The organism is Erwinia sp. E_sp_B01_1 (genome assembly GCF_036865545.1).
Lineage (GTDB): Bacteria > Pseudomonadota > Gammaproteobacteria > Enterobacterales > Enterobacteriaceae > Erwinia.
On record NZ_CP142208.1, the window covers coordinates 4,259,215 to 4,281,137 of the forward strand.

Annotated in this window: 24 protein-coding genes and 2 tRNA genes; 8 read left to right on the forward strand and 18 right to left on the reverse strand. The window is 52.2% G+C overall.

The window, feature by feature from the left end; translation table 11 throughout:
- Positions 1-118: 118 nt before the first annotated feature.
- The 7 genes from VRC33_RS19790 to rlmE all read right to left on the reverse strand — a co-directional run bounded on the left by VRC33_RS19790 (position 119) and on the right by rlmE (position 5,896).
- Positions 119-195 (reverse strand) — tRNA-Met (locus tag VRC33_RS19790).
- Positions 196-254: 59 nt separating this feature from the next.
- Positions 255-341 (reverse strand) — tRNA-Leu (locus tag VRC33_RS19795).
- A 56-nt stretch (positions 342-397) separates the two neighbouring features.
- A complete protein-coding gene (gene secG, locus VRC33_RS19800) occupies positions 398-730 on the reverse strand; it encodes a preprotein translocase subunit SecG (RefSeq protein WP_338558648.1) in 333 nt (110 codons plus the stop codon).
- A 261-nt stretch (positions 731-991) separates the two neighbouring features.
- Positions 992-2,326, reverse strand: coding sequence for a phosphoglucosamine mutase (glmM, locus tag VRC33_RS19805; protein ID WP_338558650.1), 1,335 nt, complete (start codon positions 2,324-2,326; stop codon positions 992-994).
- A gap of 4 nt (positions 2,327-2,330) precedes the next feature.
- Positions 2,331-3,167: a dihydropteroate synthase gene (gene folP / locus VRC33_RS19810; RefSeq protein ID WP_338558652.1), complete on the reverse strand. Its 837-nt coding sequence runs from the start codon at positions 3,165-3,167 to the stop codon at positions 2,331-2,333.
- Between the two features lie 108 nt (positions 3,168-3,275).
- Entirely contained in the window at positions 3,276-5,210 is a 1,935-nt protein-coding gene (gene ftsH / locus VRC33_RS19815) for an ATP-dependent zinc metalloprotease FtsH (protein WP_338558655.1), read from the reverse strand.
- A gap of 56 nt (positions 5,211-5,266) precedes the next feature.
- Positions 5,267-5,896 carry a 23S rRNA (uridine(2552)-2'-O)-methyltransferase RlmE gene (gene rlmE / locus VRC33_RS19820; protein ID WP_338558657.1) on the reverse strand — a complete coding sequence of 210 codons (630 nt, stop codon included), beginning with the start codon at positions 5,894-5,896 and terminating at the stop codon, positions 5,267-5,269.
- A 127-nt stretch (positions 5,897-6,023) separates the two neighbouring features.
- On the opposite strand from rlmE, the gene yhbY reads away from it, so the two are divergent.
- Positions 6,024-6,317 (forward strand): ribosome assembly RNA-binding protein YhbY, encoded by a 294-nt coding sequence (gene yhbY, locus VRC33_RS19825; protein WP_338558659.1) that lies wholly within the window; start codon positions 6,024-6,026, stop codon positions 6,315-6,317.
- Positions 6,318-6,441: 124 nt separating this feature from the next.
- Here yhbY and greA read toward each other — a convergent pair whose 3' ends face one another.
- Positions 6,442-6,918, reverse strand: coding sequence for a transcription elongation factor GreA (gene greA / locus VRC33_RS19830; RefSeq protein WP_338558661.1), 477 nt, complete (start codon positions 6,916-6,918; stop codon positions 6,442-6,444).
- Between the two features lie 248 nt (positions 6,919-7,166).
- Here greA and dacB point away from each other — a divergent pair, with 248 nt between their 5' ends.
- From dacB to pmrB, 3 genes are read left to right on the forward strand one after another with little or no spacing between them, the layout of a single operon-like run.
- Complete coding sequence (gene dacB / locus VRC33_RS19835) at positions 7,167-8,603, forward strand: serine-type D-Ala-D-Ala carboxypeptidase (protein WP_338564373.1); 1,437 nt, start codon at positions 7,167-7,169, stop codon at positions 8,601-8,603.
- 5 nt (positions 8,604-8,608) lie between these two features.
- Entirely contained in the window at positions 8,609-9,271 is a 663-nt protein-coding gene (pmrA, locus tag VRC33_RS19840; RefSeq protein ID WP_338558664.1) for a two-component system response regulator PmrA, read from the forward strand.
- Entirely contained in the window at positions 9,268-10,326 is a 1,059-nt protein-coding gene (pmrB, locus tag VRC33_RS19845) for a two-component system sensor histidine kinase PmrB (protein ID WP_338567432.1), read from the forward strand. The genes pmrA and pmrB overlap by 4 nt, the downstream gene beginning before the upstream one ends.
- Before the next feature lie 32 nt (positions 10,327-10,358).
- Here pmrB and VRC33_RS19850 read toward each other — a convergent pair whose 3' ends face one another.
- A complete protein-coding gene (locus VRC33_RS19850; protein WP_338558667.1) occupies positions 10,359-12,572 on the reverse strand; it encodes a TonB-dependent siderophore receptor in 2,214 nt (737 codons plus the stop codon).
- Positions 12,573-12,733: 161 nt separating this feature from the next.
- On the opposite strand from VRC33_RS19850, the gene fes reads away from it, so the two are divergent.
- Positions 12,734-13,969 carry an enterochelin esterase gene (fes, locus tag VRC33_RS19855; protein WP_338567433.1) on the forward strand — a complete coding sequence of 412 codons (1,236 nt, stop codon included), beginning with the start codon at positions 12,734-12,736 and terminating at the stop codon, positions 13,967-13,969.
- Here the strand turns inward: fes and fepB are convergent.
- The 4 genes from fepB to rplU form a co-directional block, all read right to left on the reverse strand.
- Positions 13,952-14,923 carry a Fe2+-enterobactin ABC transporter substrate-binding protein gene (gene fepB, locus VRC33_RS19860; protein ID WP_338558675.1) on the reverse strand — a complete coding sequence of 324 codons (972 nt, stop codon included), beginning with the start codon at positions 14,921-14,923 and terminating at the stop codon, positions 13,952-13,954. The two genes, fes and fepB, sit on opposite strands and share 18 nt — an antisense overlap.
- Positions 14,924-15,074: 151 nt before the next feature.
- The gene (cgtA, locus tag VRC33_RS19865) at positions 15,075-16,262 is read right to left on the reverse strand and encodes an Obg family GTPase CgtA (RefSeq protein ID WP_338558678.1); all 1,188 of its coding nucleotides are present in this window, start codon (positions 16,260-16,262) and stop codon (positions 15,075-15,077) included.
- Between the two features lie 315 nt (positions 16,263-16,577).
- Positions 16,578-16,835, reverse strand: coding sequence for a 50S ribosomal protein L27 (gene rpmA, locus VRC33_RS19870; protein ID WP_338558681.1), 258 nt, complete (start codon positions 16,833-16,835; stop codon positions 16,578-16,580).
- A 15-nt stretch (positions 16,836-16,850) separates the two neighbouring features.
- Positions 16,851-17,162, reverse strand: coding sequence for a 50S ribosomal protein L21 (gene rplU / locus VRC33_RS19875; protein ID WP_338558684.1), 312 nt, complete (start codon positions 17,160-17,162; stop codon positions 16,851-16,853).
- Positions 17,163-17,417: 255 nt separating this feature from the next.
- Between rplU and ispB the strand changes: the two genes are divergently transcribed.
- Together ispB and VRC33_RS19885 are read left to right on the forward strand one after the other, a co-directional pair.
- Positions 17,418-18,389 carry an octaprenyl diphosphate synthase gene (gene ispB / locus VRC33_RS19880; RefSeq protein ID WP_338558686.1) on the forward strand — a complete coding sequence of 324 codons (972 nt, stop codon included), beginning with the start codon at positions 17,418-17,420 and terminating at the stop codon, positions 18,387-18,389.
- A gap of 309 nt (positions 18,390-18,698) precedes the next feature.
- A complete protein-coding gene (locus tag VRC33_RS19885) occupies positions 18,699-18,959 on the forward strand; it encodes a helix-turn-helix transcriptional regulator (protein WP_338558689.1) in 261 nt (86 codons plus the stop codon).
- 75 nt (positions 18,960-19,034) lie between these two features.
- On the opposite strand, the gene rplI is transcribed toward VRC33_RS19885, so the two are convergent.
- From rplI to rpsF, 4 genes are read right to left on the reverse strand one after another with little or no spacing between them, the layout of a single operon-like run.
- Positions 19,035-19,487, reverse strand: coding sequence for a 50S ribosomal protein L9 (gene rplI / locus VRC33_RS19890; RefSeq protein WP_338558692.1), 453 nt, complete (start codon positions 19,485-19,487; stop codon positions 19,035-19,037).
- Between the two features lie 39 nt (positions 19,488-19,526).
- Positions 19,527-19,754 carry a 30S ribosomal protein S18 gene (gene rpsR, locus VRC33_RS19895; protein WP_002210155.1) on the reverse strand — a complete coding sequence of 76 codons (228 nt, stop codon included), beginning with the start codon at positions 19,752-19,754 and terminating at the stop codon, positions 19,527-19,529.
- A 4-nt stretch (positions 19,755-19,758) separates the two neighbouring features.
- Entirely contained in the window at positions 19,759-20,076 is a 318-nt protein-coding gene (gene priB / locus VRC33_RS19900; protein WP_338558695.1) for a primosomal replication protein N, read from the reverse strand.
- Between the two features lie 6 nt (positions 20,077-20,082).
- Positions 20,083-20,478, reverse strand: a complete 396-nt coding sequence (rpsF, locus tag VRC33_RS19905) for a 30S ribosomal protein S6 (protein WP_067704133.1) — start codon at positions 20,476-20,478, stop codon at positions 20,083-20,085.
- A 356-nt stretch (positions 20,479-20,834) separates the two neighbouring features.
- Between rpsF and VRC33_RS19910 the strand changes: the two genes are divergently transcribed.
- Complete coding sequence (locus VRC33_RS19910) at positions 20,835-21,044, forward strand: hypothetical protein (protein ID WP_338558702.1); 210 nt, start codon at positions 20,835-20,837, stop codon at positions 21,042-21,044.
- Between the two features lie 29 nt (positions 21,045-21,073).
- Here VRC33_RS19910 and yjfP read toward each other — a convergent pair whose 3' ends face one another.
- Positions 21,074-21,817 carry an esterase gene (gene yjfP / locus VRC33_RS19915; RefSeq protein ID WP_338558706.1) on the reverse strand — a complete coding sequence of 248 codons (744 nt, stop codon included), beginning with the start codon at positions 21,815-21,817 and terminating at the stop codon, positions 21,074-21,076.
- Between the last annotated feature and the right edge of the window lie 106 nt (positions 21,818-21,923).

Genomic DNA, 21,923 nt, shown 5'->3' on the forward strand with positions numbered 1-21,923 from the left:
GGACCCTGTACGCCAAAATCTGGCGGTTCGGCACAATCCAAAAGAATTTTTTTCAAAATTCGCTGTAACGCGCCTATCGATGCATACAGTATATTTGAAAAAGAACTCTAAGGGAAAGTGGTTGCGGGGGCCGGATTTGAACCGACGACCTTCGGGTTATGAGCCCGACGAGCTACCAGGCTGCTCCACCCCGCGTCCGAAAACGTGGCAAATACTACGCCGATCTTGCATAAAATGCAAGCAATACTGAAGTTTGGTACCGAGGACGGGACTTGAACCCGTAAGCCCATGCGGGCACTACCACCTCAAGGTAGCGTGTCTACCAATTCCACCACCACGGCACTCAATAGGCGACTTTTTTATTTCTGTCGCGTCGAAACACATACTGCTGAACTGCTTACTGCGGGATATCGCTGCCCGGCGCTGCCGGTTTAGCTGGCTGGCTCTGCTGCGACTGTGCAGGCTGAGTCAGATTTTCCCACTCGCTTCCTTTCTGAGTTTTGTTGCTGTTGAGGTTACCCAGAATCAAGCTGATGATGAAGAACAATGTCGCCAGCACTGCAGTCATACGGGTCATGAAGTTACCTGAACCGTTAGAACCGAACAGTGTTGCCGAACCGCCAGCACCGAATGACGCGCCCATATCAGCGCCTTTACCTTGCTGCAGCATGATCAGACCAACAAGGCCGATTGCCACAATAAGGAAAACTACCAAGAGAGCTTCGTACATAATCAACCTGTTTCCTTGCGCGTTTTCCGCACATCAAAAGCTTCAAACCAGTTAGAGAGATAGCGTCTTCACTACCCATCAGAAGCGGGTGTGAATACTAACCAAAGCCGCCTGACTGCGCAAGAGCAATTTACCAGGGCGCGGTTGATTGCGGAAAAAACCGTCAACCAGGGCCTTTAAGCTGAAAAAATAGCCGTAAGCCCCTTATCTTCAGCCCCTTTTTATCAGGACGAAACCGAAGCCCCGTCCTGATTTAATTGCTTAAACTGCTTTCACTGCATCTGCAATACGATGGGCCAGTTCTGTGACCTGAGCTTCATCTTCGCCTTCGACCATCACCCTGATCAGCGGCTCTGTGCCAGATTTGCGCAGCAATACGCGTCCACGGCCTTGCAGCTCTTTTTCCACAGCAGCAGTCACTGACTTCACGGTTTCGTCCTGCAGAGGGTCTGTAGCGCCGCTGAAGCGGACGTTGACCAGAATCTGAGGCAGCAACTTCATACCGCTGCAAAGATCGTGCAGGCTCATATGGTTGCGCACCATCGCTGTAAGCACCTGTAACCCTGCAACGATACCGTCACCCGTGGTGGTTTTATCCAACAGAATAACGTGGCCTGAGTTCTCAGCGCCTAAACGCCAGCCCTTCTCCTGCAGTTTTTCCAGCACATAGCGGTCACCCACTTTCGCACGCGCGAAGGGAATGCCAAGCTGTTTAAGCGCAAGCTCAAGGCCCATATTGCTCATCAGCGTCCCTACTACGCCACCGCGCAGTTGTCCCTGACGCAAGCCTTCACGGGCAATGATATAGAGGATTTGGTCGCCATCCACCTTATAGCCAAGATGGTCCACCATCATGATACGGTCGCCGTCGCCATCGTAAGCCAGACCAATGTCCGCTTTTTCAGAAAGCACGCGTTCCTGAAGCTGGCGCACGTCGGTAGCGCCACACTCTTTATTGATATTCATTCCGTCTGGCTGAACACCAATAGTGATAACCGTGGCACCCAGCTCACGAAGAACGTTAGGAGCGATGTGATAAGTCGCACCGTTCGCGCAGTCCACCACAATCTTTAGGCCATTCAGGCTCAGTTCACTTGGAAAGGTGCCTTTACAGAATTCGATATAGCGACCCGCAGCATCCACAATGCGGCTGGCACGTCCCAGCTCTGCAGATTCGACGCAGGTAATGGGTTTTTCCATCTCTGCTTCAATCGCTTCTTCCACATCATCCGGCAATTTCGTGCCGTCGACTGAGAAGAATTTAATGCCGTTATCGTCGAACGGGTTGTGTGAAGCAGAGATAACAATCCCCGCTTCAGCACGGAAGGTTCTGGTCAGGTAGGCAATAGCCGGAGTAGGCATCGGACCGGTGAATGCCGCAGACAATCCCGCCGCCGCCAGGCCAGCTTCAAGCGCTGACTCCAGCATGTAGCCTGAAATGCGCGTGTCCTTACCGATAATGATTTTCTTTGAGCCGTTACGCGCCAGCACTTTACCCGCAGCCCAGCCCAGCTTAAGAACAAAATCAGGCGTAATAGGCGACTCACCCACTTTGCCGCGGATGCCATCGGTACCAAAATACTTACGGTTGCTCATAGCGTTATTCTTCCTTCGCTGACAGTGTTGCTTCGACGACGCGCATCGCTTCGACGGTTTCTTTAACATCATGGACACGCAGGATCTGCGCGCCCTGCATAGCGGCAATCACCGCGCAGGCCAGACTGCCAGTCAATCGTTGCGACGGGCCGACATTCAGTAACTGGCCAATCATACTTTTTCGCGACATACCGACCAGTAGCGGCAGGCCAAACTGGTGAAAATCGGCCAGATGAGCCAGCAGCTGATAATTGTGGGAGAGATTCTTACCGAAACCGAATCCCGGGTCGAGTATCAACTGCTCTTTTTTGATCCCAGCCGCTTCACACCGGGCAATATTTTCGACAAAAAAGGTCTCAACATCCTGCAGCAGCTTTGTGTACCTGGGGGCCTGCTGCATGGTTTTCGGCTCGCCCTGCATATGCATAAGACAAACGGGCAAACCGCTTTCCGCCGCCGCCGCCAGTGCGCCAGGCTCCTGCAGGGAGCGGATATCGTTAATGATATGCGCCCCCGCCCTTGCCGCTTCGCGAATCACTTCCGCTTTAGACGTATCCACCGATATCCAGACTTCAAATCGCTGGCCGATGGCTTCTATCACCGGAATGACTCTGTCCAGTTCCTGCTCCACGCTGACATCATCGGCACCGGGCCGGGTTGATTCGCCACCGATATCGATAATGGTGGCGCCAGCATTGATCATTTCATTGGCATGCGTCAGCGCCTGAACCAGGTCGTTATGCTTACCGCCATCAGAAAAGGAGTCCGGCGTCATATTCAGGATCCCCATTACATGAGGATGAGATAAATCGAGCACGGTATCTCTGGCGTAAAGCTTCATAAAAATGCGTCTCCAGACGAGGTTTTACTGGTCAGTCTGACCGGTTCGTAGATATAAAAAACCCCGGACTTAGCCGGGGTTTGAAGAGAGCTCAGTTCAACAAAGAGATTATTTGTCGCCCAGCTGCTCTGACATGGTGTTGCCAGGGTTCGGCGTACGCGGTTCATCGACCGGACGCGGCGCCTTAGGCGTGCCGTTACTGTCAGAATTATTCGTGCTACCCGGATCTTCCCAACCCGCTGGCGGACGCACTTCACGGCGTGCCATCAGGTCATCGATTTGCGGAGCATCGATGGTTTCATACTTCATCAGCGCATCTTTCATCGCGTGAAGAATGTCCATATTTTCATTCAGAATACGGCGGGCACGCTGGTAGTTACCTTCAACCAGTGATTTCACTTCCTGGTCGATGATACGTGCGGTTTCATCAGACATGTGCTTCGCTTTAGCAACTGAACGGCCGAGGAATACCTCACCGTCTTCATCAGCATACAGAAGCGGGCCAAGTTTCTCTGAGAAGCCCCACTGCGTGACCATGTTACGTGCAATAGAGGTTGCTACCTTGATGTCGTTAGAGGCACCAGTAGAAACACGCTCCACACCGTAGATGATCTCTTCAGCCAGACGACCGCCATAAAGCGTGGAGATCTGGCTTTCCAGTTTCTGACGGCTTGCGCTGATTGCATCGCCTTCAGGCAGGAAGAAAGTCACACCCAGCGCACGGCCACGAGGAATAATGGTCACCTTGTGAACCGGATCGTGTTCTGGCACCAGACGACCAATAATTGCATGGCCCGCTTCGTGATAGGCAGTCGACTCTTTCTGCGATTCCGTCATCACCATGGAGCGGCGTTCCGCACCCATCATGATTTTGTCTTTCGCTTTCTCAAACTCAACCATCGACACAACGCGCTTGTTACCACGAGCAGCAAACAGAGCCGCTTCGTTCACCAGGTTTGCCAGGTCAGCACCGGAGAAACCAGGTGTACCACGAGCAATTACTGATGCATCAATATCGGTAGCCAGCGGCACACGACGCATGTGTACTTTCAGAATCTGCTCACGACCACGAACGTCTGGCAAGCCTACTACCACCTGACGGTCAAAGCGGCCCGGACGCAGCAGCGCAGGGTCAAGAACATCAGGACGGTTAGTTGCGGCAATAACGATGATGCCTTCATTACCTTCAAAACCATCCATCTCAACCAGCATCTGGTTCAGCGTCTGCTCACGTTCATCGTGACCACCACCTAAACCAGCACCACGCTGACGGCCTACGGCATCGATCTCATCGATAAAGATGATACATGGCGCGGCTTTCTTGGCTTGTTCGAACATGTCACGGACGCGGGATGCACCCACACCGACAAACATTTCTACAAAGTCAGAACCGGAGATAGTGAAGAAAGGCACTTTGGCTTCACCAGCGATAGCTTTCGCCAGCAGCGTTTTACCGGTACCCGGAGGGCCGACCATCAGAACGCCTTTCGGAATCTTACCGCCCAGTTTCTGGAAGCGGCTTGGCTCACGCAGGTATTCCACCAGCTCGCCAACTTCTTCTTTCGCTTCGTCGCAACCAGCAACATCACCGAAGGTAGTTTTGATCTGATCTTCCGTCAGCATGCGGGCTTTGCTTTTACCAAAGGACATCGCGCCTTTGCCACCCCCGCCCTGCATCTGGCGCATGAAGAAGATCCAGACACCGATAAGCAACAGCATTGGGAACCATGAGATGAAGATCGATGCCAGCAGGCTCGGTTCTTCAGGCGGCTCGCCAACCACTTTTACATTTTTAGTCAACAGGTTATCGAGCAACTTAGGATCGTTGACGGGGATGTAGGTTGTGTATTTGTTACTGTCTTTTTTGACAACGTTGATTTCACGCCCGTTAATACGTGCCTCGCGGACCTGATCCTGGTTCACTTCTGACAGGAAGGTTGAGTAGTCAACCCTACGGCCATTCGACTCGCTGGGCCCAAAGCTCTGGAATACAGACATCAGCACGACTGCGATGACTAACCAGAGAATCAGGTTTTTCGCCATGTCACTCAAGGGGATTAACCTCTTATTACAACTGTGTTAACAGACAGCGTAGGGTACTATAGTTTGCGCCCTGTCGCTACAATGTACACTTCACGCGAACGAGAGCGCGAAGCGTCCGGCTTACGAATTTTTACTTTCGTAAACAGGGAGCGAATTTCCCGGAGGTATTCTTCAAAACCATCTCCCTGAAACACTTTCACTAAAAAACTGCCGCCAGGTGCCAGTACATCTCGACACATTTCCAGCGCAAGCTCAACTAAATACATCGACCGGGGAATATCTACCGCGGGTGTTCCAGTCATGTTGGGTGCCATATCGGACATGACAACCTGAACTTTGTTGTCACCCACCCGTTCCAGCAGGGCTTTCAAAACCAGTTCATCACGAAAATCGCCCTGAAGGAAATCGACACCAACGATAGGATCCATCGGCAGAAGATCGAGAGCAATAACGTGACCTTTTGATCCAATCTGCGTTACCACATATTGAGACCAGCCACCGGGTGCAGCGCCAAGATCGACAACGGTCATCCCCGGTTTGAACAGTTTGTCGCCTTGCTGTATTTCATCAAGTTTAAACCAGGCGCGCGAGCGCAGCCCTTTTTTCTGTGCCTGAAGCACATATTTATCGCTAAAGTGTTCCTGTAGCCAGCGGCTGGAACTGGCCGAACGCTTTTTACCAGTCATACAATTTCCAACTATGATTCGACGTATGCGATAAAAAACCGCGCAAATCAGCAATGCCGATTTGGTGATACACCAGAGATGGCGGTAGAATGACCCGTTTTCAATCCCAATGTAAGTAAAAAATACGATGAATCTGAGTACCAAACAAAAACAGCACCTGAAAGGACTGGCCCACCCGCTGAAGCCCGTGGTTATGCTGGGCAACAATGGTTTGACCGAAGGGGTGCTGGCCGAGATCGAACAGGCACTGGAGCACCACGAGCTCATCAAAGTGAAAATCGCCACGGAAGACCGTGAAACGAAAGCACTTGTTGTTGAGGCTATCGTGCGCGAAACCAAAGCAGCAAACGTGCAGGTTATCGGCAAGATGCTGGTACTGTACCGTCCAACGAAGGAACGTAAGATCGCTCTCCCGCGCTAAGAATCAGTAACAGTTCTGAAACTTAGTGTGCAGAAGGTGACACGCCCCTGATGTTGATAAAAGGCCGCATAGCGGCCTTTTTCCTTTCTTTACAATACGCCTGTGAAGCTCAGCGTAGCAGAAATCAGAGATATTCTATCTTCAGAATTTCATACTCTACATCGCCGCCCGGCGTTTTTACGATGGTCACATCATCAACTTCTTTGCCAATAAGGCCTCGCGCCATTGGCGAGTTCACAGAAATCAGATTTTGCTTAAAATCAGCCTCATCATCGCCAACGATGCGATAAGTCGACTCTTCGTCAGTATCAATATTCAATACGCTGACGGTTGAACCGAAGATCACCCGACCATTCGCGTTCATTTTAGTCACATCAATAACCTGAGCATTGGACAGCTTAGCCTCGATTTCCTGAATACGACCTTCACAGAAACCTTGCTCTTCACGCGCTGCGTGATACTCCGCGTTTTCTTTTAAATCACCATGCTCGCGTGCATCTGCAATTGAGGCAATAATTCTGGGGCGTTTAATGGTTTTCAGCTCATCGAGCTCTTCGCGCAGCTTGTCCGCGCCCCTTAACGTCATCGGAATCTGATTCATCTCAATACCTCGTAAACTCTGTCCTGTGCAACATTTCGTCATCCTGACAGGTTAATGCAGAAAAAGCGTTCTGCGGCGCTGACCACTGAATTTAAAACGAAACAAACCAGACCCGGAGGGCGACCCAGGGCCTGGCGGTTTTGCATTTTGATACGTATTTTAACCCAGAGTTCCTTATGGGTCATCGTTTACTTTCCACAACGATGCACCGTAGTATGTCAGCATCACCTGTCAGTAAACGCGAGATTATGCGATTTTCACGAATTGTTACCGGTTTAGCCTGTGCATTTATGCTGAATGCCCATGCTGCTTCGGTTGAAGACTACACCCAGTATTTACCTGATGGCGCAAACCTGGCGCTGGTTGTACAAAAAATAGGTGCGACCACACCCTCGATTGATTACCACAGTAAGCAGATGGCGCTACCGGCCAGTACCATGAAGGTGATAACCGCACTGGCGGCTTTGCTGCAGTTGGGCCCGGAATACCGTTTCCATACTCAATTTGAAAGCAAAGGCTCGATCAGTGATGGCACATTAAAGGGTGATTTAGTGGCGCGTTTTGGCGGCGACCCTACCTTTACGCGTCAGGATTTGCGCAATATGGTGACTGCCCTGAAAAAACAGGGCGTAAAGCATATTGAGGGCAATCTGGTGATTGATACCTCCGTGTTCGCCAGCCATGACAAAGCGCCGGGCTGGCCCTGGAATGATATGACCCAGTGCTTCAGCGCCCCGCCAGCCGCGGCTATTGTCGATCGTAACTGTTTCTCAGTTTCGCTCTACAGTGCTCCCAATGCGGGTGACAATGCGTTTATTCGCGTGGCGTCCTATTATCCAGTGAACATGTTCAGCCAGGTTCGAACGCTGGCTAAGGGCTCGCCGGATGCGCAGTATTGCGAACTGGATGTGGTACCGGGCGAACTTAATCGTTTCACTCTGACAGGGTGTATGACGCAACGAGCAGAGCCCCTGCCGCTGGCCTTTGCGATTCAGGATGGCGCAAGCTATGCAGGAGCCTTGCTGAAGTCTGAACTTCAGGCGGCGGATATCGATTATTCCGGCCATCTGCTTCGTCAGGCCCGGGCTACTCCGCCTGCCAGCAATGTGCTGGCGCAAACCCAGTCTGCTCCGCTGCATGACCTGCTGAAGATTATGTTGAAGAAATCGGACAACATGATTGCCGATACCGTGTTTCGCACCATCGGCCATGAGCGGTTTGGCGTGCCGGGCACCTGGCGGGCGGGATCTGATGCTGTCCGTCAGATATTGCGTCAGAAAGCGAATGTCGACCTGGGCAACAGTATTCAGGTCGATGGTTCAGGTCTCTCAAGGCACGATTTGATCTCACCCGCTACTATGATGCAGGTATTGCAGTACATTGCCCAAAATGACCAACAGCTGAATTTCATCTCCATGTTACCGCTGGCAGGCTACGACGGAACCTTGCGCTATCGCGGTGGTCTGCATGAAGCAGGCGTGGATGGTAAAGTTTCCGCTAAAACGGGTTCATTGCAGGGTGTGTATAACCTTGCAGGCTTTATGACCACAGCGAGCGGGCAACGTGTGGCATTCGTCCAGTTCCTCTCGGGCTATGCCGTTCCGCCGGAAGATCAGCGTCAGCGCCGTATCCCCCTGGTACGCTTTGAGAGCCGGCTTTACAAAGATGTTTATCAAAACAACTGACGCTAATGAAACTGCTGATTGTTGAAGATGACGCTCTGCTGCTGGGTGGCCTGGTACAGGCATTAACCAGCGACGGTTACGCTGTTGATGCCGCCACCAAAGGAGCAGAGGCCTGTGCCCTGCTCCAGAGTAGCCAGTACAGCCTGATTATTCTCGATTTAGGCTTGCCCGATCGCGATGGCGGGCTGCTGCTGCGACAATGGCGTAAGGAGAATATCGATCTGCCGGTATTGATTCTGACCGCCCGGGATGCTCTTGAAGACCGGGTTGAAGGGCTGGATGCAGGAGCGGATGACTATCTGGTGAAGCCTTTTGCTCTTGCTGAGCTTAAGGCCAGAGTCAGGGCGTTGATCCGCCGCTATCAGGGACACAGCGATAACCTGCTCCAGCAGGGGGATCTCTCGCTCAATCTTTCTTCACAGCAGGTTTATCTCAACGGTCTTTCCGTCGAGATAACGCCCAAAGAGTTTGCCTTACTTACCCGGCTTTTGATGCGAATTGACCAGACGGTACACCGCGAAACGTTACAGCAAGATCTTTACAGCTGGCAGGATGATAATGGCTCCAACACGCTGGAAGTGCATATCCACAACCTGCGCAGGAAATTAGGCAAGGATCGCATCATAACCGTTCGCGGAGTGGGTTACCGGCTGGAGGAACGTACTTGAACAGTATGCGTCGGCGTTTGTTAATTATGCTGGCGTTGATCCTGCTAAGCTGCCAGATGATGAGTGCGGCCTGGCTGTGGCATGAAAGCCAGGAACAGATTGGCTTTCTGGTCAATGAGACCCTCTCAGCCCATGCCCGTAATGAACGGGTTGAGGGCGAAATCCGCGAAGCCATTGCCTCACTGCTGCTGCCCTCCGTAGTAATGGTTTGCTTTACCTTACTGCTCTCCTTCTGGGCTATCAGCTGGATTATCCGCCCTTTAAAATCCCTGCAGGACAGCCTTTCTGAACGTTCCGCCGATAACCTTACCCCCCTGCCTCACTTTTCAGACATGGACGAAATCGCTGCCGTCACGCGCGCACTGAATCAGCTTCTGGGACGGCTTGACCACACCCTTCAGCAGGAACGGCTTTTCACGGCTGATGCTGCACATGAATTGCGTACGCCTCTTGCCGGCCTGCGGCTGCATCTGGAGCTGCTTGAACAACAGGGGGTCTCTCAGGGGCCTATGCTGGTGCAGCGCATTGACCAGCTGATGCATGTGATTGAACAGCTGTTGATGCTTTCACGTGCCGGGCAGGCACTGGCGAGCGGGCATTATCAAATCATCAGTTGGGAAACCATTTTCAGGCCGCTGGAGAGTGAAATGCTGGAGATGCTCTCCCTGCGTCAGCAAACGCTGGTCGTATCTGGCGACTTCGCTCAGGAAATGCAGGGGGATGCCGTTTTGCTCCGCCTGATGCTGCGTAATTTGCTGGAAAATGCCTCCAGATACAGCCCGGAGGGAAGTGAAATTTGCCTGATCGCGCAACGTGAAAATGCCGGAAGCAGTCTGACCGTGCGGGATGAGGGGCCAGGTATCGATCCTGCAACCGCCGGAGATCTGACGAAGGCATTCAGGCGGATGGATCAACGTTATGGCGGCAGTGGCTTAGGGCTGAATATCGTGCAGCGAATCGCACAACTTCATCATGGTGAACTGCGTTTAATCAATCGCAGCGATCGCAGTGGGCTGAATGCCACCTGCCTGCTGCCGCAGAATCTGAATGGCTAAGGGTGGGGATCCTTCCCCACCGTTCTGCATACTCAGAAATGCGTGTTAAGGCTCATATACCAGGTTCTGCCAGATTCGTTATAAGTATTGGCTCCTGCGCCATACATATAGGAACCGGTGTTGGCATTGCCGGTAGTCTGCGCATTGCCTTCCCGGTAATGCCTTTTATCCAACAGATTATCAAGTCCCAGCGTGATGCTGGCGTACTTATTGATATCGTAGGTGCCGCTCAGGCCGACGATGGAGTAAGGGCTGACGGTGGATTTCTCCGTACCGCTCACCGGCTCTCCCTTGTAGTTGTACTTCTTCGGCGTTTGTCGGCCATACCAGGTTAAGGTGGTTTGCAGGGACAGCGCTTCTGTAGCCTGCCAGGCAAGAGTCGAATTCAGCGTATACTCGGGGATGACGGAGAGGCGATCGCCGGTAGTTTTGTTTTTACTCTTAAGCATATAGGTCAGGTTATTATTCCAGGTCACGGACTCGCTGACCGGGAAATTCACTGTCCCTTCCAGCCCTTCCACCACCGCCTTTGGCACATTCTCCCACTGATAAATATCAGCGCTGCCGGTAGTGGACACGCCGCTGGGCAGATATCCCGCTTCGATTTTATTGCGGTAATCGTTACGGAACCAGGTCAGACCGGCTTGCCAGGCTTCATGTTTATACTCAATCCCCACTTCCTTGTTGATACTGGTTTCCGCTTTAAGATCCTCGTTGCCCATCAGATAACAGGCCCCTGAGCTGTCCGCACATCCCTGGCCACGGCTGTAAAGCACATAATTTGGGTTAGTCTGGTACAGACTGGGGGCCTTATAAGCGCGGGCGATACCCAGTTTTAGCGTGAAGTCATCGTTGAGCGACTGCGAAAGGTTAAGAGAAGGGCTCCAGTTATTTCCTACAATGCTGTGGTGATCAAAACGCAGGCCCGGCACCAACATGGTACTGTCAGTCAGCTCCATATTATCTTCTGCAAAAAGCGAAAAGATTTCTGCTGATGAGTACGGACTGCGGTTGGCGCTGTCGATCCCTTCAATGCCTCCTCCGGACAAGGCCTGAGTATTAGAGGCGCCATCCTTCATATGCTGCTGGTTCCATTCTGTACCCAGGGTTGCCGTCTGATTGACCAGCCATTCAAAAGGTACGCTGACTTCGCTGTGCAACAGAACGTCATCAAGCTGGATGGTAGAGAATCCACTGTCGGAGAATATCCCCTCGGTTCCCCCGGCTAACCCTTCATTCATTCTCGAATTACGGGTGTTTTCATACTGCGCGTAGCTTCGCGTGCTGACGCCATTATCCCAGACGCCTGTCCAGTTCACCGCAAAATCCTGACGGTAAAGCCGGTTGGTTTCGTTGCCGTAATTGTCCTGAACCAGCGCGCTGGTATTGGTATTCTGAGTATCACCAGCGTAAAGGTTTCCCTGACGGCTGTAGCCTGCGCTGAATTCCAGTGCCTGCCCTGGCGCAAATACCCAGCGCAGTTTGCCGTGAATATCTTTGTTCTCTACCCCTTCTCTGCCCGCAGGCACCGTATCCGCATAGGTGCCGGTACGCAGTGACTGATGGCCTTTGTTGATAAACTGGGCATCAGCCTGAGTTTTGCTGAGGTTGCCATAAAGCGTAAAACTGAAATCTTCTGCCAGCGGACCGGTCAGAGAGAAGTTACTGCGTTTTGTGGATCCTTCAGCCTTGTGCTCTGGCAGATTCAGATAAGTATTCCATGAACCGTGCCATGTATTTTGCGTCTGTTTAGTAATGATATTTACCACTCCCCCCGCAGCGCCATTGCCATATCTTGCCGCCGCCGGGCCCCGGATTACCTCGATATGATCAACCATTTCAGGGGGAACCCAGTTGGTATCGCCTCGCGTATCGCGTTCCCCGCGCCACCCTAACCGTACGGAATTTCGGCTGGAAACCGGCATACCATCAATCAGGATCAGCGTGTTTTCTGGTCCCATCCCCCGGATGTCAATCTGCCGGTTATTTCCGCGCTGCCCGCTGGTAGAGTTGCCGGTCAGGTTAACGCCCGGCATGGTGCGAATAATTTCGGAAAGGTCGCGTGCGGGAGGGTGTTTTTTGATTTCATCAGCCGTGATGGTAGAGACCCCAGGCGCCTGAAGCGTCTGCTCTGCGGCGGTGACCATCAGCGTACCTTCGTTAGTGCCACCATTCTCTGCCTGTACCAGTGACACCCACCCACATCCAGCCAGCGCTACCAGCGAGAGGCGTGATAATTTGAACATCGAAGCTATTTCCCTGCGAAAAGACCCGCCTTCGCCAGCCGAAGGGGGTGAAAGTGTTAATACGCGGAAACAGACTATTGCAAACGATAATACTTATCAATACGATATTTAAATCATTCTCATATTGAGCAAGAAGTTCACGCCGTAACAGGAAAAAATATATGACAATACCCATTCACCCCATGGGTTCCGCAGCCTGGTGGCAGGGGATTGCTCAGCAGGGAACCCCCGTAGTGGCAGAGACGAAAAATGGCTGTGCCGGAGTGACCTTCCTCTGGCGCGATCCCGAAGGAGATGAAAAGCATTCTTCCACCCGCAAAGTCTGGCTGAATATCACCGGCATTACTGACCATCACCGCGGCATTCTGCCCCCCTCTTTAGAACGAGTGACGGGCACTGATGTCTGGCAAATCAATTTGTCGCTCAGCGAATGCTGGCGAGGCAGCTACTCTCTGATGCCCGACAGCGCTACAGAAACCCCTGAGCAGCCCCTGACGATGAATGCCCTTCGCAACTGGTGGAAGCATAAATTCTTGCTGACTCAGCGCGATGTGTTTAATCCGCAGGGTAGCTGGAAAAGCGCGCGCGGCCACTGGGTCTCTCCCTTGCATATGCCAGCCGCTCCTGCCCAGCCAGAGTGGCAGCAGAGCACCCTGCCTGAAGAGAGCCCATCGGAACAACTCAGGTACTGTCGCTGGAAAAGTGATGTCCTTGGCAACAGCAGAGACGTTGCGATTCTCTGCACAGGCAATAAAAATCCCGCGCAGCGTCCGCTGATTATCCTGCTGGATGGCATGTTCTGGGCCAAAATCCAGCCGCTGTCCGCCCCTCTTTGGGCGATGACCCTGAGAGAAGAGATCCCTGAAGCCGTTTATCTGTTTATTGATTCAGTCAGTAATAAATTACGGTCACAAGAACTTCCCTGCTACCCCGCATTCTGGGAGGCTATCCAGCAAGAACTCCTGCCCCAGCTTCAGCAGGAGCTGGCTTTTTCACAGGAAGCAGCAAAGACAGTGGTGATTGGGCAGAGCTTTGGTGGCCTGGCAGCGCTCTATGCAGGGGTAAACTGGCCGCAGCGATTTGGCTGCGTACTCAGTCAGTCTGGATCTTTCTGGTGGCCGCACCGGTATTCTGAACCAGACCAGCCTCCGGGCATTTTGATCCAGCAAATTGAGCAAGGCCTGGCCGGAAACCCCTCCTTACGCATTGGGATCGACGCCGGCCTGCATGAAAAAATCATTCTGCAAGCAAACCGGCAACTGTATCCCTTACTGATCAAAGCCGGACAAACCGTCCGTTACCGTGAAATCGATGGTGGGCACGATGCCCTGTGCTGGCGCGGCGGGATCACCGACGGGTTGAAATGGCTCTGGTCTGATTCAGTGAAGGGTAAATAACTGTTCAATCCGCGTCACAAGATGCGTCGCACTGTAGAAATCAAGACGGAAACTGTCATTGCCCAGCGTGTAAACCTGCTGATGCTGAACCGCGTGGGAAGCTGCCAGTAAAGGCTCTGACAAAAATGCCGCTTTCCCTGACTCGTCAGTAGCAAACATCAACACCGACTGCCCTGTAATTCCGGTGACCAGATTCTCTCCGCTGAGCGGGATGATATCCCGCCGTTGTAGCCGCTTACGGGCATCAGCCACCACAACGGGAACCTGAGCAAGGGTGAAACCCAGCGATTTCAGCAGTTGTCCCTGAGCAGAATCGCGGGTCCAGAGATTGGCAATACGACTGTGCGGATTGTAAACCAGCGCCGTCACAGGCTGCGGCGGCAAAGCCAGAGTTCCTCTGACTTTCTCAACCTGACGCTGAAAAGACCGTACTGATTTCTCAGCCCCGGCTTCATGACCAGTGGCCCGGCCCAGAAGCAGCTCTATCTGCTGCCAGCTTTGTCGATCGTAATTAACGACCAGCGTGGGCGCTATCAGCGAAAGACGATCGTATAAAGCCAGCGCTGAGTCTTTGCCCGTTGCGCTGACCACAATCAAATCGGGGTTTTGGCCAGCAATGGATTCAAGGCTGGCTTCCCCCACGGGGAGCGGCTTAACGCCTTTGGTTCTGGCAACCTCACTCCACTGACGAAAGAAACCCAGCTCATCGGCAAGACGTTGCCCTGGTTGAGTCACGCCGCTGGCAATCACTGGCGCATCAATGGCCAGTAACGAGCCCGTCAGCGTAACACTCGTTGAAACAATACGCTGAGGTTGCTGCTGCAGCACAACTTCACCTTTGGGGCTGGGCAACTTGCGCGGCCACCCTTCAGTGGTAACGGCATGGGAGTTAAAGGCGCAGCAGAACAGGCTGGAAAGTAACATGTATCGCAGGGCAGAAGCAGGTTTCATCATTATCAGGGCTCATCGACAGGGTACCGACAGCAGGAAACAGCGGTCGGGCATTATTCAAATGATAATGATTATCTTTATTACTTGAAAGCGCTAATTACGGCAGGTTTTGTGGCAGGCAAAAAAAGGGACACATACAGTGTCCCCTTCTGGTTTAACGCTTGTAGATAATCTCGACGCCTTCGTCGTCTTCTTCATCCCAGTCGTCATCCCAGTCGTCATCTTCCACTTCAACAGCAGACTCGGCTTCGGCCTCTTCCAGCTGCTGACGGTGATAGTCGTCCCACATGAACTCGACTTTTTCAGGCTGCTTCTGCTCTTCTTCCGCTTCTTTTGGATTAGCGATAATGAAGGACATTACATCCCAGCAGAGGTCTTTCACGCCAGCACGGTTAGCTGCAGAGATCAGATAATATTTATCTGTCCAGCCCAGCGCTTCAACAATGGCTTTAGCGCGTGATTCAGCTTCTTCCTGATCCAACAGGTCCACTTTGTTGAAGACCAGCCAGCGTGGCTTGCTGAACAACTTCTCGCTGTATTTTTCCAGCTCGGCAAGAATAACGCGCGCATTCTCAACCGGATCGGATTCGTCAATCGGTGCCAGATCGATGGTATGCAGAAGCACACGGCAACGCTCCAGATGCTTCAGGAAGCGAATGCCCAGACCAGCACCGTCAGAAGCGCCTTCGATCAAACCGGGAATGTCTGCCACTACAAAGCTTTTTTCATTATCCATACGCACTACGCCCAGGCTCGGCACCAGGGTAGTAAAGGGATAATCAGCCACTTTAGGTTTTGCAGCCGAAACAGCACGGATGAAAGTGGATTTACCGGCGTTAGGCAGACCCAGCATACCGACATCGGCCAGCAGCATCAGCTCAAGCTGCAGATCGCGCTTCTCGCCCGGCGTTCCCATCGTCTTCTGACGCGGCGAACGGTTGATGGATGATTTAAAACGGGCATTGCCCAGGCCATGCCAGCCGCCTTTGGCCACCATCTGAATCTGGCCATGCGTCATCATGTCGCCCAAGGTCTCACCGGTGCCCTGGTCGATAATACGCGTACCTACAGGCACTTTGATGACGATATCTTTGCCGCGCTTGCCGGTACAGTCACGGCTCTGGCCATTCTGACCACGTTCAGCACGGAAAGATTTTGCAAAATGGTAGTCGATCAGCGTGTTGAGGTTTTCGTCAGCCTGCATGTAAACATCAGCACCGTCTCCACCATCGCCGCCATCTGGCCCGCCACGGGGGATATATTTTTCACGACGGAAACTGACGCAGCCATTGCCGCCATCGCCCGCAGCAACGAGGATCGTCGCTTCATCAACAAACTTCATGTTACTTCTCCGTAAATCATTCGCCCGGTACTGGCAGGATAACGCTTGTCCGGGTGTGATCCGTCTTGTGCCCGATGACGGAAACAGGGTGTCTGGCGCCGCAAACCTGCCTTTGCGTCGTAGTCCCTTACAGGAATCCGCCTAAAGACATCGTGCAGCTGAATATAAAGTGTACAGCAAAAATGGGGTTTGCTGTGAACCCACAGGCCTGTGGCCGGGGTTAAATGCAGAATGTAAAAAGCCCCGCAATCATAGCGGGGCTTTTTGATTCGCTGCAGAAAGCGGTATCAGGTACCGCTTTCAGGCACGAAAACCTTACTCAGCAACGATGCTGATGTATTTACGGTTGTTCGGGCCTTTCACTTCGAACTGGACCTTGCCGTTTGCAGTTGCAAACAGAGTGTGGTCACGGCCGCAGCCTACGTTGGTGCCCGCGTGGAATTTGGTGCCACGCTGACGAACGATGATGCTACCTGCCAGAACTTCTTCGCCGCCGAAACGCTTAACGCCGAGGCGTTTTGCATTGGAGTCGCGACCATTTCGAGTGGAGCCGCCAGCTTTCTTGTGTGCCATTAGTCAGTTCTCCTCTTAGGCGCTGATGCCAGTGATCTTCACATCAGTGAACCACTGACGGTGACCCTGCTGCTTACGATAATGCTTACGACGACGGAATTTAACAATCTTGATTTTGTCGCCACGACCGTGTGCAACGATCTCAGCTTTGATCAGGCCACCTGAAACTAAAGGCGCGCCAATTGTTACGTCTTCACCGTTGGCAATCATCAGAACCTGGTCGAATTCAATCGTTTCGCCGGTTGCGATGTCCAGCTTTTCCAGGCGAACGGTCTGACCTTCGCTTACTCGGTGTTGTTTACCACCACTTTGGAAAACCGCGTACATATAAAACTCCGCTCTCGCGCTTGCCGTCTTGGTTTCAGGCTGCGCTATAAATATTCACAATAGGGCGCGAATTCTACGCAAGTTCCGGAGTAATGACAAGTGCCTGATGCGGGGTATTGCAGAAAAAAAACGCAAAGCACAGGCAATTGTTTCGTTGCGACGATTTTCCAGTACAATCTGTTATACATTACATGCCGCAGGCACGGGTAAAGACGCTTATCATAGCAGCATACTGAGCAATAGCTGAACAGACTGATGAACTTAGAACAGATAAACGAACTCACCGCGCAGGATATGGCGGACGTCAATGCAACCATACTCGAACAGCTGAATTCTGAGGTTTCCCTCATCAATCAGTTGGGATACTACATCATCAGCGGAGGCGGTAAACGCATCCGCCCGATGATCGCTGTCCTGGCGGCACGCGCCGTAAACTACTCGGGAAAACAACACGTTACCGTGGCAGCATTGATTGAATTTATCCACACCGCCACGCTTTTGCATGATGATGTGGTGGATGAATCAGATATGCGACGGGGCAAAGCCACAGCCAACGCCGCCTTTGGCAACGCGGCCAGCGTACTGGTTGGCGACTTCATCTACACGCGTGCTTTCCAGATGATGACCAGCCTGGGATCTCTCCGGGTGCTGGCTCTGATGTCGGAAGCGGTAAACGTCATTGCTGAGGGCGAGGTGCTGCAGTTAATGAACTGCAATGACCCTGATATCACCGAAGAGAGTTACATGCGGGTGATTTACAGCAAGACAGCCCGTCTGTTTGAAGCTGCTGCCCAATCCTCAGCCATCCTGGCTTCAGCTTCTGAAGAGCAGGAGAAAGCGTTACAGGACTATGGACGCTATATCGGCACGGCTTTCCAGCTAATCGATGATTTACTGGATTACAGCGCTGATGGCCAGACTCTGGGTAAAAACGTCGGGGATGATCTTAGCGAAGGAAAACCGACTCTGCCTTTGCTGCATGCGATGCGCAATGGTAATCCTGAGCAGTCACAGATGATCCGTGAAGCGATTGAGCAGGGAAATGGTCGTCATTTACTGGAATCCGTTCTGGAAACCATGAACCAGTGTGGTTCCCTGGAATGGACCCGTCAGGCTGCGGAAAACGAAGCTGATAAAGCTATCGCCGCGCTGAAAGCCTTACCAGAGTCCCCCTGGCGAAGCGCGCTTGAAGCGCTTGCCCATATGTCAGTTCAACGCGAATTTTGATGCTCTGAGCGCGGGAGACCGCGCTTTATCCAGCTTCCTTCCCATTTATTCCTCCCTCCCTGCTGAGTTTCCTCCCCGCTGTCCGACAAAATGTCAGGGCTGATATCGCCGTTTGGCTTTTGCGTACCATCACACAAAATCCTGCCATTATTGAGAAATAATAAGAAATTTATAGCCAGTTATTGCTATAAAACACGGGGTCTACTTTTTTCCCGGTCTTGATTGCATAGCCGGTGTCACTCTCTGACTGACACCCGGAAGGCAGGGTTTAGCCCCATTTGGAAACCTGTGTACATGGAGGAGACACGCATGGTAAGCAGTAAAAAAGACTGGCACAACGCCGATATTATTGCGGGTTTACGTAAGAGGGGTACCAGCCTTGCCGGGCTGTCGCGTAAGGCAGGATTAAGTTCATCGACGCTGGCAAACGCCATGTTTCGCCCCTGGCCGAAAGGAGAATGGTTGATTGCAGAGGCGCTTAACATCCATCCTGCTGAAATATGGCCAAGCCGCTACTATGATGCCACTACGAAAACGTTGATCGATCGTAAACGCTTAATCAGGCAGTAAAAGCGCCGGGATGCTGGAAAGCGGAAACAAAAACGCCGGCACAAGGCCGGCGTTTTTATGCGGTAAAGTCAGCGATTAAGCTTCGTTAACCACGTTTACAGTCAGTTTAGCGAAGACTTCGCTGTGAACCTGGAAGTCCACTTCATGCTCACCGGTGGTGCGCAGAACGCCGTTCGGCATACGAACTTCGCTCTTAGCCACTTCAACGCCAGCTGCAGTAACTGCATCAGCGATGTCGCGGGTACCGATGGAACCGAACAGTTTACCTTCGTCGCCTGCTTTAGACGCGATAGTAACGGTGCCCAGTGCGTTGATTTTCTCAGCGCGTGCATTAGCTGCAGACAGAACGTCAGCCAGTTTGGCTTCCAGTTCTGCACGACGGCCTTCGAAGAACTCAACGTTTTTCTTGGTAGCAGGAACAGCTTTGCCCTGTGGAACCAGGAAGTTACGAGCGTAGCCCGCTTTAACGTTAACCTGATCACCCAGGCTGCCCAGGTTTGCTACTTTATCAAGCAGAATAACTTGCATTACCTTATCCTCTTAAAGTCGTTAATAGACAGCGGCCGATTACTGATGACGATCAGTGTATGGCAGCAGGGACAAGTAGCGAGCGCGCTTGATGCAGCGAGCCAGCTGACGCTGGTATTTGGCACGAGTACCGGTAATACGGCTCGGGACAATTTTACCGCTTTCGGTAATGTAGTTTTTCAACGTTGCGATGTCTTTGTAATCGATCTCAACAACGCCTTCCGCGGTGAAACGGCAGAACTTGCGACGACGGAAATAACGTGCCATTAGGCTAGTCTCCAGAATCTATCAATTCAATCTGCTCGGCATGCAACACCGTCTTATTCAGTCCATTGCGCCCTTGATGGCTGCTAATGAAACCTGAAACGGTAAGAAGCGTGCCGACCGTTATACTTTGAGTAATGGCCTGATGGGTTTTGCCGCTGATAATCACCGGCATTCGACACCAGGCTTGCCGGGTAAAACCGGCTTCCACCTGCTCTGAACGATGCTCAAGCACGAACTGGCAGTGTGGAATACCTGACGGGCTGACTTTACGCATCGGCGTCTTGCACACAGTGCCAGACAGCGTCAGCCGATTAGCCGTCACGGTAAATTACTCTTCAGAATCCCCAGCATCTGCATCATCAGAGGTTTCGTTAGCAAAATCTTCACGACGCTCACGGCGCTCGTCTTTCGCTTTAACCATCGGAGATGCTTCAGTTACCGCGTGCTTAACGCGCATAACCATGCTGCGGATAACGGCGTCGTTGAAGCGGAAGTTAGTTTCCAGCTCATCGATCGCTTCCTGCGGAGCTTCCACGTTCAGCAGAACGTAGTGTGCTTTGTGCAGTTTGTTGATCGGGTAAGCCAGCTGACGACGGCCCCAGTCTTCCAGACGGTGGATCGTGCCTTCTGCACCAGTGATAGCACCAGTGTAACGCTCGATCATGCCCGGAACCTGTTCGCTTTGGTCAGGGTGAACCATAAATACGATTTCGTAATGACGCATCGAATTTGCTCCTTACGGATTATTCAGCCTCCTGTCAGGGTCAACCGCGGCCCATGGAAGCAAGGAACGTGTATGTTTGTGCGGTCGAAAAAATTGACGCGTAATCATACTGGCGGGACCGGACAAACTCAAGGTAAAGTCGTGGCCGGGTGTAAATTATTTGTCAGTTTTGGGGGGAGTTCATCATGAATCAGCAATATCATTGACTTACTCTCAAAAGTGGTCAAAAAAGCAGATGTGAAATAGCAAGAATTACTAATACCTTTTAGCCCAGGGTGGACTAAACTATATCTGTTGCTTATGACAAGACCCTGGCGTTCGCGTCAGACTGAACTACCAGATTGTGGAGATGAGTTATGAAATCCATCGCAATCGCCACCTTACTAGGTCTCTTCCTTTCCACATCCGCCTTTGCCAGCACAACTGGCTGCGCGCAGCAGGTGAAAAGCTACACCAGCGAAGCGGCGAACAGTTACGTCTATATAAACCGGATTGCGTCTCCGTTAGACAAAACCTCGCAGGACAATCCCTCAACCGTTGCAGGACAACTGTCTAAACAGTTATAGCAGTGACGGCGTCAGGATGCCCCCGGAACTTATAGATGATGTTTGAAAAATGCCGCTATTGCTGACAACGCTGGCGGAGTGATGCGATGCCCGATGCCTTTTTCGGTAATGTACGTCAACCTGGCATCGAGCTTCGCTTCACGCATCGCCTTCTCCAGCCTGCTGCTTTCTGCAGCAGGGACCACCTCATCCGCTTCACCATGCCAGATTAGCAAAGGCCGATCGGCCATTTTTTCCAGCTGGTGACTGACATCATATTCAGCAAGGTGGGCCACTCTTTCAGCCAGTTCTTTTTTCTGCTCCGGGGTTGTAGCCACCAGCGGCGGGAACAACGTCTGCGAGAGCGACATAAAATAGCCCGAGCCCATCATGCAGGCCACGCTGGCAATGTGACTGTAGCGGGCCATCGCTCCCAGAGCCGTCATGCCACCCATTGATGCCCCCGCCACGGCAAACCGCCCCTCTTCGGTGAGGTGCCGGAGTGCAGCTTCCAGGGGCTCCACTTCGTCAATATTTCCTTTCAGAATGTCCCAGAACCGGGTGAACCGTAGCTCAGCGTCACCGTTATAACGTGAACCATGCATATCTGCATCGGGCAATACCACACGAAAACCAGCCTGCGCCAGTTCTACAGCAAAATAGGCATATACCTCTTTTGATGAGGTGAAACCATGCCAGAAAAGAATCGTGGGCAAAGGCGTATGACGTTTGCCCGCAGGCGTGGCGTGCAGGCATTCAATACCGGCGAACATTTCTGTGGCGATTTCAATCATTAAGCCTCCCTTACACCCTGGGTACGGATCTAAAAAAATATTTTAAAATCTTTGTATTTGAGTTTATTCGCAAAATCCTTAGCCTGCTTACAAAATTAAATGTTAA